This window comes from Pseudomonas bubulae, from assembly GCF_900618535.1.
GTDB lineage: Bacteria > Pseudomonadota > Gammaproteobacteria > Pseudomonadales > Pseudomonadaceae > Aquipseudomonas > Aquipseudomonas bubulae.
This window is the reverse complement of the sequence record NZ_UYJA01000001.1, coordinates 384,740-401,922: the sequence shown is the minus strand read 5'-3', so window position 1 is coordinate 401,922 and position 17,183 is coordinate 384,740. Positions and strand designations below refer to the sequence as shown.

Below are 17,183 nucleotides of genomic sequence, written 5' to 3'. Positions count from 1 at the left end.
CTTTAATGTTCTTGAGGCGTTGGCGCCGCATCGTTGAGCGGCGCAGCACTGTTGTCGATCTGCACCGGTGAGCCATTTTTGAGTTTCATCTGACCACTGGTGATCAACAGGTCGCCTTCCTTCACACCGGACAGGATGGCGACCTGATCGCCACGGGTCGGTCCGGTCTTGATAAAGGCCTGTTGCGCCGTGAGAACGTCTTCACCCTTGTCGTTCTTGCTCGACAGCGCGATAAAAACGGTGGTGCCGTAGGGGTTATAGGTGACGGCTGTCTGTGGCACGGTCAGGTAGCGCAGCACCGCCCCCGAGTCGACAACTGCGCGGGCAAACATGCCGGGCACCAGGTTTTTCCCGGGGTTGGCAACGCTGGCTTCGACCGTGACGTTACGCGTGGTCGGGTCGAAGCGGGTGTCTATGGTGCTGACGCGCCCCGTGAATGTCTGGTTGGAGAGGCCGTCGGCGGTCACCGATACTTTTTGGCCGACAGCAATGGCTTCCAGTTGGGTCTGGGGCACGTTGAAGTCGATATAGATGGGGTCGAAGGTTTGCAACGTGGCGATTTTGTCACCGGGGTTGAGGTATTGCCCGGGGTTGACAGCAGTAATGCCTATACGCCCGGCAAAGGGCGCACGAATGGTTTTTTGCGCCACCAGCGCCCGCTGCTGTTCTGCGGCGGCCAGTTTGGCTTTGAGGTCTGCGTTGTCGGTGTCCACTTGCGCCTGGGACACGGCGTTGACCGCCAGTTGTGCGCGGTCACGCTTGAGGACGATGGCGGCCAGGTCCGCCGTGGCTTCCAGCGAATGGAGCAGGGCGATGTCCGAATCAGCATTCAATTGAACCAGCAGCGCCTGTGCTGCCACTTCCTGGCCCGGTGTAAAACCGATGCTGCGCACAATGCCGCCCGCTTCGGTGGTCACATCGACCCCGCGCACGGCTTTTATCGAGCCCACGGCGGTCACCGTCGGCTGCCAGTCGTCGAACGGTACTTGCATGGCGGTGACGACGGCGGCGGGCAAGGGCTGCTTTGCCTGGTTAATCATGGCTGAGATCTGCGCGAACTTGACCCCGGCGATGATCGCGACAATCACCAGCACCACCCCGATCATGATAAGCATCGGCCGCCACAGCCTGCGCCTTGCAGTGGGTTGCGCGAGTGAGTCGTTGTTGACGTCAGCCATGGTTGTTCTCGCTGTTTCAATGGTATTCAGTCGAGCCGCGTGGGTTTGGCGGGCGCGGTCTTGTTGTGACTCGGCATGAGTTCTTGCCAAGTCGGCAAGCCGAATCGGTCAGGGCGGCCCTGGGGGTCAGGGTCGCTGCGGTTCCACCAGCCGCCGCCCAGAGCCTGGAACAGCGCTGCGGTATCGCTGTAGCGCACGGCCTGGGCCTGGACCCGGCTGAGCACGGTGTTCTGGTAGGTTTGCTGCGCCGTGAGCAGGTTGATATAAGCCACCGCTCCCAGGCGGTACTGCGCCTGCACCAGGGCAAGGCTGGCCTGGGCGGACTGCTCCGCAGCCACTTGCTGCTTGAGCGCCTCGGCATCGGCCTCCAGCGCCCTGAGCACGTTGGCCACATCCTGGAATGCGGCAAGCACCGTACCGCGGTACTGCGCCGCCGACTGGTCATATGCCGCAACCGCCGCCCGTTTTCGGTGTTCAAGCGCACCAGCATCGAACAGCGGTTGGGCAATTGCCCCGGCCAGGCTCCATACACCCGAGCCTGCGGAAAACAGCGTGCTGCCGCTGGCTACCGTGGAACCCAATGAACCGGTAATGCTGAACTGTGGCAACTGATTGGCCACCGCCACGCCAATATTGGCACTGGCCTCATGCAGTTGCGCCTGAGCGGAGCGCACATCCGGACGCTTTTCGACGATTGCCGAGGGCAGACTCACTGGCAATTCTTGCGGCAGATGCAGGGACGCCAGGTTGAAACGCTCGCCCTTGTCCTGATTGGGGAACCTGCCCAGGTAGGCCATCAACTGGTTCCGGGTTTGCGCCAACTGCTTTTGCAAGGGCGCCAGAGTAGCGCGGGTTTGCGCCAAGGCAGTTTGCTGGGTCAATACATCGGTATCGGCAATGGCACCGAGGCGCCGCTGCGCCTGCAGCAGGTCGAGCTGGTCGCTCTGTAGCTGGATGATTTGCCCGGTCGCCGCAATCTGATCGCGCAGGGACGCCAGGCTGACGGCGGTATTGACCACATTGGTGGATAGCGTGAGGTAGGTGGCCTCAAGCTGAAAACGCTGGTACTCGGCTTGCGCCGTGGACGACTCGATCTGCCGGCGCGTACCGCCGAAGACATCCGGCGCATAGGACACGCTCAGTGACGCGGAGCTGAGTGTGAGAATCGGCGACGACGCCGTACCGGATGTGGTCCCGGAGACTTTCTGGCGGGTTTTCGACAAATTGCCGTTCAGGACGGGAAACAAGGAAGCCTGATCGACATACACCTGCTCATTGGCCTGGCGCAATGCTGCTTGCGCGGCGCTGATATCCGGGTTGGCGCGCAAGGCCTCTTCCACCAGGGCGTTCAATTCCGGCGAGCGGAACAGTGTCCACCATTGCCCGGGTATATCCATGCCGGCAATCAGGCGTTGCGCAGCGCCGCCAGCGTCAATATCGGCCCGGGCGGTGGTCGTGAGGTTGTGCGTGGAGTAACCGGCATCCGCAGCAACTTCGGGACGAACAAAATCAGGCCCCAGGGTACAACCTGCGAGGGCAATGAACAGCAGACTCAGCGGCAAGCACCGTTGCATCCGACAGCCCTCCTGAAAGGGCAGGTAGTGACGGGATTCAAGTCACGTTGGCAGTTGGACTGAACGTTAATCCAAGCGCGGGACAACCGCAACCAGAGGAAACCTTCGCCATTGGCGGGGTGTACAGGTTACGGGGCCACTCTGACTTACTCGTCCACTTGGACGAGGCGCTTGCACGCAGGATCGGGCTAGCTTTCGATCAGGGTGTTGTGCGGGCCCTTGTTCAGTTGAGGAGGCATCAATGAGTTGTGCAATTTCTTGCGCTGATGGTCTGGCAGCCCTGTTGCTTGAGCAGAAAGCCGCGTTCAACGCTCAGGGCGCAGTCAGCGCTGCGCAGCGCCGGGCGCGAATCCAGCGGGTAATCGACATACTGGTGGACCACCACCTGGCGCTGGCCGAGGCGATGGATGCCGACTTTGGCGGTCGCCCCCGGGGGTTCTCATTGATGAACGATGTGCTGGGGGCACTGGGCTCGCTCAAGCACGCCCGGGACCACCTCGAAAGCTGGATGCAGGATGAACCGCGACAGGTCTTCAGCCCCTATGACCAGCTCGGTGCCCAGGCATGGGTGATGTACCAGCCCAAGGGCACCGTGGGCATTCTGGGGACCTGGAACGCGCCGCTGTACACACTGCTCAGCCCGCTGGCTTCGGCGCTGGCGGCAGGTAACCGGGCGATCCTCAAGCCCTCGGAGGTGGTACCGCGCACTGCCGCGCTGGTTGCCAGGCTGTTTGCCGAACTGTTCGACCCGCTGGAAGTGGGGGTGGTCACCGGCGGCGCCGACCTGGCCCAGGCTTTTACTGCGCAACCCTTTGATCACCTGGTGTTTACCGGCAGTACCGCCGTGGCCCGCTCGGTGATGGGTAATGCAGCGCAAAACCTGGTGCCGGTGACACTGGAACTGGGCGGTAAATCGCCAGTGATCGTTGCCCGCAGCGCGGATCTGGCCACGGCGGCCTTTCGCATTGCTCTGTCCAAGACCACCAACAGCGGTCAGGTCTGCATCAACCCGGACCTGGTCTACGTTGCCCGTGAGCAGCTTGAGGCGTTTATCAATGCCTTTGCTGGCGCTTACCGCGGGTTCATCCCCGAGGTAAGCGACAACCCGGATGTAGTTGCCGTGGTCAACCCACAACATCTGGCCCGGGTGGAAAATCTGGTTGACCAGGCCCGTCAAGCCGGTGCCCGGGTGATAAGCCTGCCCTATGCGCAAGCGGTCGATATGCAAAACCGTCGGCGTCCGTTGCAACTGGTTATCGACCCGCCTCAAGACAGCCTGATCATGCACGAAGAGATCTTCGGCCCGGCCATGGTCGTGCTGCCCTACGACGAGGTCGACCAGGTGATTGCGCATATCAATGACCGGCCACGGCCACTGGCCCTCTACTACTTTGGCAACGATGCCCTTGAACAGCGTCATGTGCTGGAGCACACCCTGTCCGGTGGCGTCACCCTCAATGACGTGATGATGCATGCCGCCTTGCATGATGCTCCGTTCGGCGGTATCGGCGGCTCGGGCATGGGCCATTACCACGGCCGTGAAGGGTTCCTTGAATTCAGCCACCTGCGCACCGTACTCAAGGCACCCGACCACGATCCGCGCGGCGAATGGGGCTTGCTGCCGCCTTATAGCGAGCATTTCGAGGCGGCAATGCTGGCGCAGATCACTCGGGATTGATCCTGGCAGACGGTTGTTTTGTTCGTCCATACAGACGAAGCGGCGGGGCGCAGACAGCCTTAGAGTGAGCCGCACACAAGCACGTTTTCTAACGGTCTGGAGGCGCGTCCCCATGTTTGTCGATCTCACCCCTGAACAGCATGCATTGCGACTCAAGGTCCGGGACTATTTCCAGAACCTGATGACTCCCGAGCTGCGCCAGCAGATGCGCGGTACCGAAGGTGGCGAGCTGTTTCGCCGCACCATCGCGCAAATCGGTCGCGATGGCTGGCTGGCGGTAGGCTGGCCCAAGGCCTATGGCGGGCAGGGTTATGGCCCGACCGAGCAATTGATTTTCTTTGAAGAAGCCAATATCGCCGGCGCGCCACTGCCATTCGTGACCATCAGTACCGTTGGCCCGGCGCTGATGGCCCACGGCTCGGCGTTGCAAAAGGATAAATTCCTGCCAGGGATCGCCGCCGGGGACATCAACTTCGCCATCGGTTACTCCGAAGCCAGTGCTGGCAGCGATCTGGCGGTATTGAAAACCACCGCCCGTGAAGATGCCAACGGTTTTGTGGTCAATGGCAGCAAGCTCTGGACCTCGGGCGCCGATGCGGCCGACTTCATCTGGCTGGCGGCCCGTACCGACCCCGAGCAGGCGCGTCACAAGGGCATTTCGATCCTGATTCTCGACACCCGTGCCCAGGGGTTTTCCAGCACCCTGATCCCGACCTCCGGCAACCCTACGGCGGCCACCTATTACGACAATGTGCGGGTGCCACGCAACATGCTGGTGGGTGAGTTGCATGGCGGCTGGAAACTGATCACGGCTCAGCTCAACCACGAACGCCTGGGCCTGGGGGGCTGGTCCGACAAAGTGGTCAGCCTGTTCAACCGCGTCTATCTGTGGGCACGTTGCGCCGATGAGCAGGGCCACCGCGCCACTGATGTGGCCTGGGTCAAGCGCGATCTGGCCGAGTGTTATGCCCGGCTTGAAGCCATGCGCCTGATCAATTTCCGGATTGCCGCCGACCTTGAACGCGACCGTGTGGACGTCGCACTGGCCTCGACCACCAAGGTCTACGGCTCGGAGTCGGCGATCGAGATCCTGCGCAAGCTGTCAGCCATCCTGGGTGCCAGTGGCCTGACCCGGGCCGGTTCGGCAGCGGCTTATCTGCTTGGCGAGCTGGAATATGAGGTGCGGGCATCGGTCAACCTGACCTTTGGCGGTGGCACCAATGAGATCCAGCGCGAGCTGATTGCCCAGTTCGGCCTGGGCATGCCGCGCACACAACGCTGAGTTACGCAGTGGCCCCAATATCGGAGATAAGGATGAACGATTTCAACAACGCAACCCTGCTGTCCAGTGCCGAACGGGCAGTTGTGCCACGGGAGCAGACGCAGGCAATTCTCGATTTGCGGGCCGCCGCCAGTGCCCGGATCAAACCGGCCGATCGCTACACCCTTGCCGATCGCCTCGAAGAGCAGGCGCAGCGTCACGGCGAACGGCCCTTTATCATTTATGGCGAACAGCGTCTCAGTTTCGCCCTGATCAATGCCCGCGCCGACCGTTTGGCCCATGTCCTGTATGCCCGCGGCCTGCGTCCGGGTGATGTCTGCGCCCTGGCGATGGAGAACCGCCCGGAGTTTTTCTGTTGCTGGTTCGCCCTGGCCAAGCTCGGCGTGGTGGCGGGTTTCGTCAATACCCAGGTCAGCGGCCGGCCACTGGTGCACGCGCTGCAGGCGATCGATGCCAAGGCCATGCTGGTCGGCGAAGAGGTGCTGGGCAATGTGCTTGCCACTCAAGGCTTGCCACCGCTGCCCTTATGGCTGGTAGCGGATGCCGAGCAGCCATGGACCGGGGCCATGCCGTCACAGGTCGATACCGGACTGGCTCAAGCACTGGCCACAGCCCCCGCCATGCCATTCCCTCGTGATGTGCGCGCCGACCTGAGAGCCGAGAGCCCGTGCCTGCTGATCTTTACCTCGGGCACCACCGGCCTGCCGAAAGCGGCGCGTTATAGCCATATGCGCTGGATGTCGACCGGTGACATCATGGAAATCACCCTGCAAACCACTGCCCATGACGTGTTTTACTGCTGCTTGCCGCTGTATCACGGTGCAGCCGCCACGTCCGTGACGTCCACCGCGCTGAAAACCGGTGCAGCCATTGTGGTACGGCGCAAATTCAGTGTCCGTGAGTTCTGGAATGATGTGCGCAAGCATCATGTGAGCGTGTTCCAGTACATCGGTGAAATCTGCCGCTATCTGCTCAACCAGCCCGAGGTGGCCGGTGAACGTGACCACGGTCTGCGCTGCATGCTCGGCGCCGGGTTGACCCGCGAAAGCTGGCAGAACTGGCTGCGCCGTTTCGGGCCGATCCACGTGTTTGAAGGCTGGGGCTCCACCGAGTCCAACACCAATGTGGTCAATGTCGACAATTATCTGGGGGCTTGCGGCCGTGTGCCGTACTGGGAAAAGAGCAACTTGCGCCTGGTGCGCTATGACGTTGAAACCGACAGCCACCCACGGGACGAAAATGGCTTCTACCAGCTGTGCGAGGAGGGCGAGGTGGGTGAGGCCCTGGGTTTTATCATCAACCATCCCGACATCGGCGGCGGGCGTTTCGAGGGTTATACCTCAGCCGAGGCGACTGCCAGCAAGATTCGTCGCAATGTGTTCAGCCAGGGCGATGCCTACTGGAGTTCAGGTGACCTGCTGCGTTTTGACAAGGACGGCTACCTGTATTTTATCGACCGCATTGGCGACACTTTCCGCTGGAAAAGTGAAAACGTTTCCACCCTTGAGGTGGCGGCTGCGCTGGGCGACTTCGAAGGCCTTGAGCTGATCAACATTTATGGCGTGCAAGTACCCGGGCAGGAGGGGCGCGCCGGTATGGCGGCGGTGTTGATGCAGCCGGGCCGCCGCTTCGACCCGCAGGCGTTCTATGCATTGACCGAAACGCGCTTGCCGCGTTACGCCGCCCCGGTGTTCGTACGGGTATCGGCAGCGGCTGACCTGACCAGTACCTTCAAGTTGCGCAAGGTCGACCTGCAACGTCAGGGCTATGCCCCTGCAGCATTCAGCGACCCGCTGTTTATCCGTGATGACAGCAGCCGCAGCTATGTGCCGTACAGCGCACAGGTGCTGGAGCGCATTGGCCTGGCCGCTTTTATCGGGGACACCAGCCAGTGACCGATCGGCCTGCGGGGCAGGTCTTCTGCACGATGCCCCGCATACCGTTTACAGCGACTGTCGGTAAACCTCAGTCAGGCACGACATAACAATAACAACGGGCAGGGCCCAGGCGGTGTCCCGTGAGGAGAGGGCGATGGATAATAGCGGCTTGAGTGTTCAGACCCTGGCAGACATGGGCTTGAACCTGACCGAGTATGACAGCCTTATCGGCGAGTTTTACGACGGCTCGCTGGAGCCCAGGCTGATGGCCAAGACCCTGCGCCATGTGCGCAATCTGTACCAGGCCAACTATGTCATCCTGATCTTGCGCGTCCCCGAGCAACCTGACCTGGGCCTGATGATCGTAGTGGGTGACATTGAGCGCGAAGGCGAGGTGAGTTACTGGGCCTACCCACAAGCGCTCACGCCATTCAACAACCCGCCAATGGACCGGGTGTTCACTGTCGACGACCTGATGAGTGAGGAACAGTGGACCCGCTCGGCTTACTTCAAGACCTATGGCACCGTGCACGACACCTACCACATCATGGCTGCCGATATTTCCACGCCTGATGGCGGCAAGCTGCGCTTTCGCATTACCCGGCCAAAATCCGCGCCCAACTTCAGTGCCAGTGAACGCAGCCTGTGTGGCATGTTCATACCGCATTTGCGCCGTGCCATGCATGTGCACAACCTGATCGACCGCAGCGAGTCGATGACCGAGCTGTACTCGCAGGCGATCAGTCGCCTGTCGGTGGCCACCATTGTGCTGGATCAACAGGGCAAGGTCCTGAGCCTGAACCCGATGGCCAGCGAACTGCTGGAGCAGGCAGACGGCCTCAAACTGGTTGGCGGACACCTTGAGGCGACTTACCCCAGCGACAATCGCGAACTGCAGCGCCTGGTCCGCAACGCATTTAACCGTGACACCGGCAATGTGCAGGAAGGCACGCAGGCTGAAGCCATGTCAGTCTCCAGGCCCTCGGGGCAGATCAACCTGGGGGTGGTGGTCGAGGCCATTGCGACTCAGGACTGGGCCGAGGGCAAAGGCACCCCAGGGGTGGTGGTATACATCCGCGACGCTGCAGGACGGTCCATGGCCAGCGAAACCCTGACCAAGCAGCTGTTCAACCTGACCCGGGCTGAAACCGCCCTGGCGATGGAACTGGCCAATGGCCTGTCCCTGGAAGAAGCTGCCGAGGCGTTGAATGTGCGTCGTAATACTGCAAGGGCACACTTGCGCTCGATTTTCTCGAAGACCGGTGTGCGCCGCCAGACTGAACTGGTGCGCATCATCCTCAACAGTGTGGTTGCCCTGGGCAAGCCAGGGCTGGCGTTATTGCCCGGCGCCAAGGCCAGCAGAAAAAAAACCGGATTGACGCAAAACAGTGCCTGAAAGCAGGCATTGTTAGTCCATGCGGAGGATGAGGACGGCAGCGGGTTCGGTGAAAATCCAGCGGGCATAGGACCGGGGATTTTCACACGAGGACAATAACAATGACCAAACTCGCAGCAATCAACGTTGACAGTATTCTGGCACCTCGCTTTGGCCGGGGCTGGCATTGCCTGGGTGATGCGGCCGACTACCGGGATGGCCAGCTCCATACACTGAATATTTTCGGCACACGCTTGCTGGCGTTTGCCACGGCCAGTGGCGAGATCAGCGTGATCGATGCCCATTGCCCGCACATGGGCGCCGACCTGTCACAAGGCACCCTGGAAAACGACCGGGTTGTGTGCCCCTTTCACCATTGGCAATACGACGCCAGTGGCAAGTGCGTCGAGATTCCATATTGCAAGCGGATCCCGCCCAAGGCCAAAACCCGCCGCTGGTTGACCTGTGAAGAAAACAACCTGCTGTTCGTGTGGAACAACCCTGAGGGCAAGGCCCCGGCAGACAATGTGGTGATCCCGCATTTGCCGGAGCAGGACAGCGATGAATGGCTGCATGACTGGCACATGGACAAACTGGTCATTGAGACCAACCCCCGGGAACTGGTCGACAACCTCGCGGACGCCCAGCACTTCGGCCCGGTGCATGGCACGCCGACCAAGTACTTCGCGAATATTTTCGAAGGCCATATTGCCCAGCAGATTTTCCACGGCGACTCGGACCGGCTGGGCGGGGACCTGGTTGCCGAGTCTGCCTATTACGGCCCGGCGACGCATTTTACCCGCATGCGCGCAGTGTTCGAGGGCATGGAAATTCACTCGATCCTGCTCAACTGCCACGTCCCGATCGACGCCAACAGTTTCGAGCTGCGTTTTGGTTGCATGGTGAAAAAGATCCCGGGCTGGAGCGAAGAGCAGAGCAGGGCGCTGGCCCAGGATTATGTGCTGCGTAATCGCGATGCTTTCTATCAGGACGTGGTGATCTGGCAGCACAAGATCCGGGTCGACAAACCGGTGCTGGCTGAAGGTGATGGTCCGGTCTATCAACTGCGCGACTGGTACGCCCAGTTCTTTATGGACGAAGACAGCGTGCCGGCATCGACTGCCGGGCGCAGTGAAATCATCACCGTCGACCATCGCTGATCAACTCCGGGCAGGAACGCGCAATGAACATGAGTAGCCGCAAGACAATGGCGATCATGCTGGCGGCCAGCTTCGCCTCGACCATTGGCGGCTTGCCGTTCAATACCTTGCCGATCCTGCTTGGCTCGATGGTTGACAGCCTGGGCTTCAGTGTCGAACGGGTCGGCCTGCTGGGTGCTGTTTGTTTTGCCGGCTACCTGCTGGGCACCCTGATGGCCGTCGTGCTGATCGACCGTTTGAACTGGCGCTGGCTGACGCTGGGCTGCGCCACTGGCGCGGCTGCAGCGTACTGGATGACGTCATGGCTGCCCGCCACGGCGCAGTTGCCGTTGTGGGCGCTGATTGGCTTTTTTGCCGCACTCATGACCTGCCTGGGCATGCGTATCATGGGCGAAATGGCCAACAAAGAGCGCGCCCTGGGCTTGCGCCTGGGCATTGAATTGGGGTTGGTGGCAGCCGTGTTATTCGCGCTGCCTTCGCTGGTCATCGCGTATTTCCACTACACCGGTGCCGTAGTAATGCTCGCAGCGATCATCCTGCTGCTGAGCCTCAGTGCCCTGGCATTGCCCAGGCGCGAGGACTTTATCGGTAGAGACACACCACCGCGGGATGGTTCGGTGTTGTCACGTTTTCAATTACCGCCAGCGGCTTATGCCGCGCTGGGGTTTTTCTTCCTGTTCGGCGCCGGGCAAATCGGCCTGTGGGCTTTCCTGGAGCGACTGGGCCATGGCCTGGCACTGCAACCGGGCGAACTGGGTATCGTTTTTGCCGTATTGAAACTGCTGGGGGGGGCCGCCGCACTAACTCTGGCCGCGGTCGGTGACCGCCTGGGCGTACGCGTGCCGCATCTCATCGTCATGCTGGTGCTGGGCACCGGGCTGTTGTTGCTGGGCAATGCCGAAGGCTTTGTGATGTATGCCGCGGGCGCATGGATCTGGGAAGTAGGTTTCACCTGGGGCTGCGTTTATCAGACAGCAGCAATTGCACGGCTGGACCGCAGTGGCCGCTCGATCATGCTGATCCCCGGCGCGTTTGCCTTGAGCTCCATGGCCGGGCCGGCACTGGCCGGGCAACTGGTGGGTCAGGGTTACACGATGCTGTTGTGGATAGCCGCTGCCTGTGCCGTGATTCCGGTACTGGCGTTCACCTGTTTGCTGGCCCGACGCTTGGATGGGGAGGGTGTTGCGGTCGAGCGGGTGGTGGTGGCGGTGTGAAACGCGATGATTGCTGGTTGGCGGCTTTGGCTGCAGCGGCTGTAAGCCTGTAATTTTCAGGCCCGTTGGTACCTATTCAGGTTAGAGTGCTCATCAATGAATCAATTGTTAAGTGAAGAATGAACCGTGCGCTGTTTGTTTCTCTGGATGGGCCCAAGGGCGCTGGAAAAACCACACTGCTGGAGGCCGTCACCAAAGCTCTGAGGGCAGACAACAAAAAGGTGATCCGGCTTTGCGAGAAAAAAAGCGATCCCTATCGAGGTGAAACAATGGCCCTCGTCAACAAACTCGTCAGAAATCCCGGCCGGGAATTAGAGTTGCGGGTTTGTGAACGCCTTGCTGACAGCCGTACCTGGATATCCCGGCACGTATTGGCTAAGCAGCCACCCGACAGCATCATCCTGATTGATCGCTGGTACCCCTCTGATGCCGCATTTCGCCGGATAATCCCGTTTGCAGAGATTCTGCAGTTGAACATTGATCGAAACGTGCAAGTCCCGGACCTGCATGTCGGGGTTGTCACCGACCCTGATATTTCATGGGCGAGGGCAGCGGCCCGCTCGCGAGGGCTGAACAGTACGGTGATCCATAAGCTGGAAGAACATGTTGCCTGTACCCAGGCGTTCGAGCGGGCGATTGCAGATCACGGCTGGGTTTTATGCCGTAATGAGGGAACCATCGAAGACGCAACGATGCAGGTGATTTCGCAGATCCATAGAGTGCTTCGATAGCCCGGTATTCACCGAAAGCAACTATTTGCAGTTGCCTGCCTTTCGATATCCTGCTGCCTGAGCCTCAGATTCGGAGTCAAAGGTTACTTGGTTTTTCGCTGACACCTGGCCATAACCAGGGCACCCCATCGAGAGGTGGTAAAGCTGGCTTTTGCGGTTACCGATGATCGAACTCACGCCACTCGCGCTCGCCAGGATCGGCTGTGCGGGTACACGAGTGGGTTGAACAGGAATGGCACCGACTACCCCCTCACCGACGGTCTTGTACCCTTGCGTCCAGCGACGATCACCGGTTACGAAAGGATTGGAGTGCCCCATGATTGCTGCAATGCGGCGATCTCGCTCTTTCTCCCAGGGCGAAACCGGATATTGCTTGTCCCAGGCCATCAGTAGCTGTTGCTGCTGACGAGACATGTTCAGTTTATATCTGTCGAACATGTAAAAAGTTGTCCTCGCGACCAGGCCTTTGACCTCGTCACGCGGCTCCGCAGCACGTTGATTGAAATCAACCCGCGTCTTGCATTGCCCATATTGCGGCGCTACCCCGGTGGCCATGCCGTAGTTGAAATTACTACGGTCGCCGTTCACCTCGCCAACAGAGGGGTAGAGGTTGAACAGATCGGCTTCCATCGCCCGGAATACGGGATCGTCATCCACACAATGTTCTCGACCACCGTTCTTCCAGCATTGACGTTGGTTACCGAATGTCCAGGCAGGAACGATGTGCTCCCATTCAGTGCGTTGCGCGCGACTCTGTTGTTTCCTGGTTTGAAGGCCGCAAGACTCCGCATCAATACGGCCCCCCGACTTGCCTACCCATGTCCATTTGCAGCCGCAATACAGCTCGCCCATGGCACTGTTCGCCTGGTCGAGGTAGATCTTCTGCTTTGCGATGACTTTTGCTTCGGAAAATGTCGATGGAGGGCTTGAAAAGGCGGGGGTAATTACCGAGATGGTCAGCGCTACTACAGAAAACAGTTTTTTCATTGGACAGCTTAAGCGATTGATAGGAAACACATTGTACTCGAACGCCTGCAGCTTTTAGCCCGGAATGTATCCGGAATATTGTGCAAAGGCGCCCAACCACAGCTGGGCGCCATTTGAATCAGCCAGTGTGGTGACTCTTTGCAAGGCCGTAGACGGAGGTATTGATCCCTTCGAAGCGCGCTTTTAGCTGCAGCGCCAGATACAGCGAATAATGCCGCGACTGATGCAGGTTGCCACCGTGGAACCAGAGGTTTTCCTGCTGTGTCGGCTTCCACATGTTGCGCAGTTCGCCCTCGTAAGGGCCAGGATCATTCGTGGTGCCAGAACCCAGGCCCCAGCAGCGCCCGACTTTGTCAGCTACTTCCTGGGAAATCAGCTTTGCCGCCCAACCATTCATTGAGCCATAGCCTGTGGCGTAGACGATCAGATCTGCCGGTAGGCGGCTGCCATCGTTGAGTACGACGGCATCGGCTTCGATACATTCGACACCAAGGCCAGGTGCGCTCTTGAGCTTGATCGTGCCGTTAGCGATCAGTTCGCTGGCGCCGACATCGATGTAGTAACCCGAACCACGGCGTACATACTTCATGAAAAGGCCAGACTCATCGTCACCGAAATCGAGCATGAAACCAGCCTTGGCCAGGCGCTCGTAGAAGTCCTTGTCACGCTCCTTGATCGCCGCAAAGATGGGTTGATGAAAGCCTGGCATCACCTTGTACGGGATCGAGGCGAACAGCATGTCGGCCTTGTCCGTGGTCAAACCCGTCTCCAGGGCGTCTTCCGAGTAGAGCCCGCCGAAGACCAGCTCCATCAGACTGTCGGAACGCACGATGTGGGTGCTGGAGCGCTGCACCATAGTCACCTCGGCGCCGTTCTCCACCAGGTCGGCGCAGATGTCGTGAGCCGAATTGTTCGCACCGATGACCACCGCGCGCTTGCCGCTCCAGGCGTCGCCACCGAGATGGCGGCTGGAATGATACTGCTGGCCATTGAAAACCTCGGCACCCGGATAACGTGGCACATTGGGTACGCCAGACATGCCGGTGGCGAGAATCAACTGGGTCGGTAGTAGCGTCACAGGTTCGCCATCACGCTGTACTTCAACCTTCCAGGTGCCACTTTGCTCGTCAAAGCTGGCGCTCACGCATTCCGTACGCGGCCAGTAATTGAGCTCCATGACTTTGCTGTACATTTCCAGCCAGTCGCCAATCTGGTCTTTTGGGGTGAAAACCGGCCAATGATCGGGGAAGGGCAGGTAAGGCATATGGTCGTACCAGACAGGGTCGTGCAGACACAGCGACTTGTAGCGACCACGCCACTGATCGCCGGGTCGGTCAGCCTTGTCGATGATCAGGGTAGGCACGCCCATTCGCTTGAGCCGCGCAGCGAGCCCCAGCCCCCCCTGACCGCCGCCCACGATCAGGCAATAGGGTTGAGTGGTGATCCCCAGCGATGCTTCTTCATCGCGGCGGCGCTCCAGCCAGTTGCGCTTGTCAGCGTGGGCGTGACCATGACTGGCACCCATCGGACGACGGCGACCACTGGGTTCTTCAAAACCTTTGAGCTCGCGCATGGCCGTCAGCAGCGTCCAGCACAAACCATCCTTCAGCCGCACATAGCCTTTACCCCGCGCCGCTTGTGTTTCCAGGCTGATCCAGCCTTCGAGCACACCGTTATTCAGCGCCGCTTCACCTTCCACTTTCCACCGCTCGGGGCGAGTCTGGTCGAGGCGTGTTTCAAGCAGGTCGCGAATGGCAGGTTTGCCTTCCAGGGTCACCAGGTTCCAACTGAAAAGCAGCAGGTCGCGCCAGTGACACTCGCTGGCAAACAATGCCAGCGTGCCGTCCAGATCACGCTGGGCGAGACGTTCGTTGAGGCTCTCGACCCAAGCGGCAAGCTGAGCCGTAGGCGTGTGCAGGGGGGTTTCGACAGCGATGTTCATGGGGGCTTCTCCCGATCTTGTTGTTTTAGTAACAACTTACCCAGAGCAAGGCCCGGGCCATCTCTATCAAAACCCCGTTGCAGAGCCGTTGCGGCAATACGGCTCAGATCTTGATCCGGATCTCTGTCACGTTTCTGGAAATGCTGATGACAGAGTGTCACCCGGTGCAAAAAGCGCTCGTTGCAATCTTTTCATATAAGCTGCCAACAGACCCGTGTCCTGACCGTAACGGAGAACAAGAATAATGAAGCCGGCCTTGATCAACGCCCATGCACAACAAGTGCTACAAGCCGTGCAGGGCACTGTCGCCAGCCACAGCCCTGGTGCTGACCTGGCCATTACACGCTCCTGGCGCCGCTGCCTGGACCAGTATCAGCTCGACCCTGCCAGTCGCCGCGCACCTAACGTGGTTGAGCATCCACGCTTGCAGGATCACCGCGCGCCACTGGAGCACATCATCGCCGTGGCGCATTGGCAGATGAGCAACTTGCACCAACAACTCGGGCGTGACGGCCATGTGGTACTACTCACCGATGCACGGGGGGTGGCCATCGACAGCGTGTTCAACGAATCCGAGCGAGCAGAGGTTCAGCGTTCCGGGTTGTGGCTCGGCTCGGTATGGAGTGAAGATTGTGAGGGCACCAACGGTGTCGGTACCTGCCTGGTCGAGCGACAGCACGTCACCATCCGCCGTGATGAGCATTTCCGTGGCAAGCACGTCGGACTTACCTGTTCGGCGAGCCCGATATTCGATGCGAGTGGAGAGCTGCTAGCCGTGCTCAACCTTTCATCCGTGAGGGATGACCACAGCCTTCAGCAACACTTTCAGGCCATGGCATTGACCAGCTTGTCAGCCAGGCTGATCGAGAGCTCGTTTTTCCTGGGGCATGACCCGCATCGCTACTTGCTGCGCTTGCACCCTGAGGCTGGTTTCGTCGGGCTGCTGGGTGAAGGTCTGCTCAGTTTCGACGAGAGTGCCCGTATCTGTTCAATCAATCATGCTGCGCTGGATCTGCTGGGCCTCAGCCGTGACCAGGTGGTTGGGCAGCCTCTGGCAATGCTGCTGGAAACACCTGTGGATCAGATAATGAGTCAGACCAGCGCTCAGACGAGTGTCTGTTGGCCAATGCGGCTGGTGGACGGGCGCCTGATCTACGGACAGTTGCGTGAACCCGTGCACCGATCGCCTTTGCTAACGCCGCCAGCGCCCATCATCAACGACGTGCATGTATGCCTGGAAGACCCGCGTCTGCAACGCGGCTTTGCCCGCGCATTACGGGTTTTGGAGCGAGACGTTCCCGTATTTTTACAGGGCGAAACCGGTACCGGCAAAGAAGCTTTTGCGGCAGCGCTGCATCGTGCCAGCTCCAGAGCGGGCCAGCCGTTTGTGGCGATCAATTGCGCGGCCATTCCGGAAACGCTGATCGAAAGCGAGCTGTTCGGCTATCGTGGTGGCAGCTTCACCGGCGCACGCAAGGACGGGATGATCGGTAAACTTGAGCAGGCCCATGGCGGCATTCTATTTCTCGATGAAATCGCCGATATGCCCCTGGCGCTTCAGACCCGACTGCTGCGAGTGCTGGAGGAGCGTCAGGTGATGCCGCTAGGTGGCGCGACAGCACGTCCGCTCGACGTACGCCTTATCAGTGCCAGTCACCAGGATCTGAACGCCGGTGTGGTCGGGGGGCGCTTTCGCGAAGATCTGTTTTATCGCATTGCCGGGTTCACCGTGCAGCTTCCACCGTTGCGTGAAAGATCAGACAAGGGCAGTGTGCTCGACCTTCTGCTGCTCGAAGAGACAAAAGGTACAAGAATCCGGCTGGAGGCCGGCGTCAGAGAGCGCTTGCTGAAGCAACCCTGGCCGGGCAATGTCCGGCAGCTGCGTACGTGCCTGCGCACGCTGGTAGCGTTGTCATTGGAGGGGCGTGTCACTCTGGACGATTTGGCGGAGTTGCTGCCGGCAGTAGCAGTGCCAGTCGCGTTGGCCGAAGATCCGCTTGGCGTATCCGAACGGCAGACGCTACTGGCATTGATCGAGGCAGAACATTGGCATATCGCCCATGTTGCAGCCCGCCTGGGGATTAGCCGAAATACGCTCTATCGCAAATTGCGACACCACGGTATTGCACGGCCTGGATGAAAGGAAAGCGAAGTGCCGCGCTTCCTGTCTCTGTGTACCTGCACC

At 59.9% G+C, this 17,183-nt stretch carries 12 protein-coding genes; 8 read left to right on the top strand and 4 right to left on the bottom strand.

Annotated elements, in window-relative coordinates; all coding sequences use genetic code 11:
• Positions 1–2 precede the first annotated feature (2 nt).
• Together PPTH39_RS01830 and PPTH39_RS01825 are read right to left on the bottom strand one after the other, a co-directional pair.
• Positions 3–1,115, bottom strand: a complete 1,113-nt coding sequence (locus tag PPTH39_RS01830; RefSeq protein ID WP_198417400.1) for an efflux RND transporter periplasmic adaptor subunit — start codon at positions 1,113–1,115, stop codon at positions 3–5.
• A gap of 89 nt (positions 1,116–1,204) precedes the next feature.
• On the bottom strand, positions 1,205–2,752 hold the full coding sequence (locus PPTH39_RS01825; RefSeq protein WP_130871483.1) for an efflux transporter outer membrane subunit: 1,548 nt from the start codon (positions 2,750–2,752) through the stop codon (positions 1,205–1,207).
• A gap of 241 nt (positions 2,753–2,993) precedes the next feature.
• Here PPTH39_RS01825 and PPTH39_RS01820 point away from each other — a divergent pair, with 241 nt between their 5' ends.
• The 7 genes from PPTH39_RS01820 (at position 2,994) to PPTH39_RS01790 (ending at position 12,069) form a co-directional block, all read left to right on the top strand.
• Positions 2,994–4,430, top strand: coding sequence for a coniferyl aldehyde dehydrogenase (locus PPTH39_RS01820; protein WP_095019932.1), 1,437 nt, complete (start codon positions 2,994–2,996; stop codon positions 4,428–4,430).
• A gap of 112 nt (positions 4,431–4,542) precedes the next feature.
• Complete coding sequence (locus tag PPTH39_RS01815; RefSeq protein WP_130871482.1) at positions 4,543–5,712, top strand: acyl-CoA dehydrogenase family protein; 1,170 nt, start codon at positions 4,543–4,545, stop codon at positions 5,710–5,712.
• A 32-nt stretch (positions 5,713–5,744) separates the two neighbouring features.
• A complete protein-coding gene (locus PPTH39_RS01810) occupies positions 5,745–7,607 on the top strand; it encodes a long-chain-acyl-CoA synthetase (RefSeq protein WP_130871481.1) in 1,863 nt (620 codons plus the stop codon).
• Between the two features lie 136 nt (positions 7,608–7,743).
• On the top strand, positions 7,744–8,985 hold the full coding sequence (locus PPTH39_RS01805) for a LuxR C-terminal-related transcriptional regulator (RefSeq protein WP_095026257.1): 1,242 nt from the start codon (positions 7,744–7,746) through the stop codon (positions 8,983–8,985).
• A gap of 101 nt (positions 8,986–9,086) precedes the next feature.
• A complete protein-coding gene (locus tag PPTH39_RS01800; RefSeq protein ID WP_095000229.1) occupies positions 9,087–10,124 on the top strand; it encodes a Rieske 2Fe-2S domain-containing protein in 1,038 nt (345 codons plus the stop codon).
• A gap of 23 nt (positions 10,125–10,147) precedes the next feature.
• The gene (locus PPTH39_RS01795; protein ID WP_130871480.1) at positions 10,148–11,338 is read left to right on the top strand and encodes an MFS transporter; all 1,191 of its coding nucleotides are present in this window, start codon (positions 10,148–10,150) and stop codon (positions 11,336–11,338) included.
• A 119-nt stretch (positions 11,339–11,457) separates the two neighbouring features.
• Positions 11,458–12,069: a dTMP kinase gene (locus PPTH39_RS01790; RefSeq protein ID WP_095019163.1), complete on the top strand. Its 612-nt coding sequence runs from the start codon at positions 11,458–11,460 to the stop codon at positions 12,067–12,069.
• 21 nt (positions 12,070–12,090) lie between these two features.
• Here PPTH39_RS01790 and PPTH39_RS01785 read toward each other — a convergent pair whose 3' ends face one another.
• Both PPTH39_RS01785 and PPTH39_RS01780 read right to left on the bottom strand, forming a co-directional pair.
• Complete coding sequence (locus tag PPTH39_RS01785) at positions 12,091–13,056, bottom strand: endonuclease (protein ID WP_130871479.1); 966 nt, start codon at positions 13,054–13,056, stop codon at positions 12,091–12,093.
• A gap of 118 nt (positions 13,057–13,174) precedes the next feature.
• Positions 13,175–14,998, bottom strand: a complete 1,824-nt coding sequence (locus PPTH39_RS01780) for an NAD(P)/FAD-dependent oxidoreductase (RefSeq protein WP_130871478.1) — start codon at positions 14,996–14,998, stop codon at positions 13,175–13,177.
• Positions 14,999–15,242: 244 nt separating this feature from the next.
• On the opposite strand from PPTH39_RS01780, the gene PPTH39_RS01775 reads away from it, so the two are divergent.
• Positions 15,243–17,138 carry a sigma-54-dependent Fis family transcriptional regulator gene (locus tag PPTH39_RS01775; RefSeq protein ID WP_095024671.1) on the top strand — a complete coding sequence of 632 codons (1,896 nt, stop codon included), beginning with the start codon at positions 15,243–15,245 and terminating at the stop codon, positions 17,136–17,138.
• Positions 17,139–17,183 lie beyond the last annotated feature (45 nt).

What these genes read in the sequence shown, in the direction of transcription:
- PPTH39_RS01830 (WP_198417400.1), bottom strand. Translation starts at nt 1,115, where the DNA reads ATGCTTATCATGATCGGGGTGGTGCTGGTGATTGTCGCGATCATCGCC.
- PPTH39_RS01825 (WP_130871483.1), bottom strand. Translation starts at nt 2,752, where the DNA reads ATGCAACGGTGCTTGCCGCTGAGTCTGCTGTTCATTGCCCTCGCAGGT.
- PPTH39_RS01820 (WP_095019932.1), top strand. Translation starts at nt 2,994, where the DNA reads ATGAGTTGTGCAATTTCTTGCGCTGATGGTCTGGCAGCCCTGTTGCTT.
- PPTH39_RS01815 (WP_130871482.1), top strand. Translation starts at nt 4,543, where the DNA reads ATGTTTGTCGATCTCACCCCTGAACAGCATGCATTGCGACTCAAGGTC.
- PPTH39_RS01810 (WP_130871481.1), top strand. Translation starts at nt 5,745, where the DNA reads ATGAACGATTTCAACAACGCAACCCTGCTGTCCAGTGCCGAACGGGCA.
- PPTH39_RS01805 (WP_095026257.1), top strand. Translation starts at nt 7,744, where the DNA reads ATGGATAATAGCGGCTTGAGTGTTCAGACCCTGGCAGACATGGGCTTG.
- PPTH39_RS01800 (WP_095000229.1), top strand. Translation starts at nt 9,087, where the DNA reads ATGACCAAACTCGCAGCAATCAACGTTGACAGTATTCTGGCACCTCGC.
- PPTH39_RS01795 (WP_130871480.1), top strand. Translation starts at nt 10,148, where the DNA reads ATGAACATGAGTAGCCGCAAGACAATGGCGATCATGCTGGCGGCCAGC.
- PPTH39_RS01790 (WP_095019163.1), top strand. Translation starts at nt 11,458, where the DNA reads ATGAACCGTGCGCTGTTTGTTTCTCTGGATGGGCCCAAGGGCGCTGGA.
- PPTH39_RS01785 (WP_130871479.1), bottom strand. Translation starts at nt 13,056, where the DNA reads ATGAAAAAACTGTTTTCTGTAGTAGCGCTGACCATCTCGGTAATTACC.
- PPTH39_RS01780 (WP_130871478.1), bottom strand. Translation starts at nt 14,998, where the DNA reads ATGAACATCGCTGTCGAAACCCCCCTGCACACGCCTACGGCTCAGCTT.
- PPTH39_RS01775 (WP_095024671.1), top strand. Translation starts at nt 15,243, where the DNA reads ATGAAGCCGGCCTTGATCAACGCCCATGCACAACAAGTGCTACAAGCC.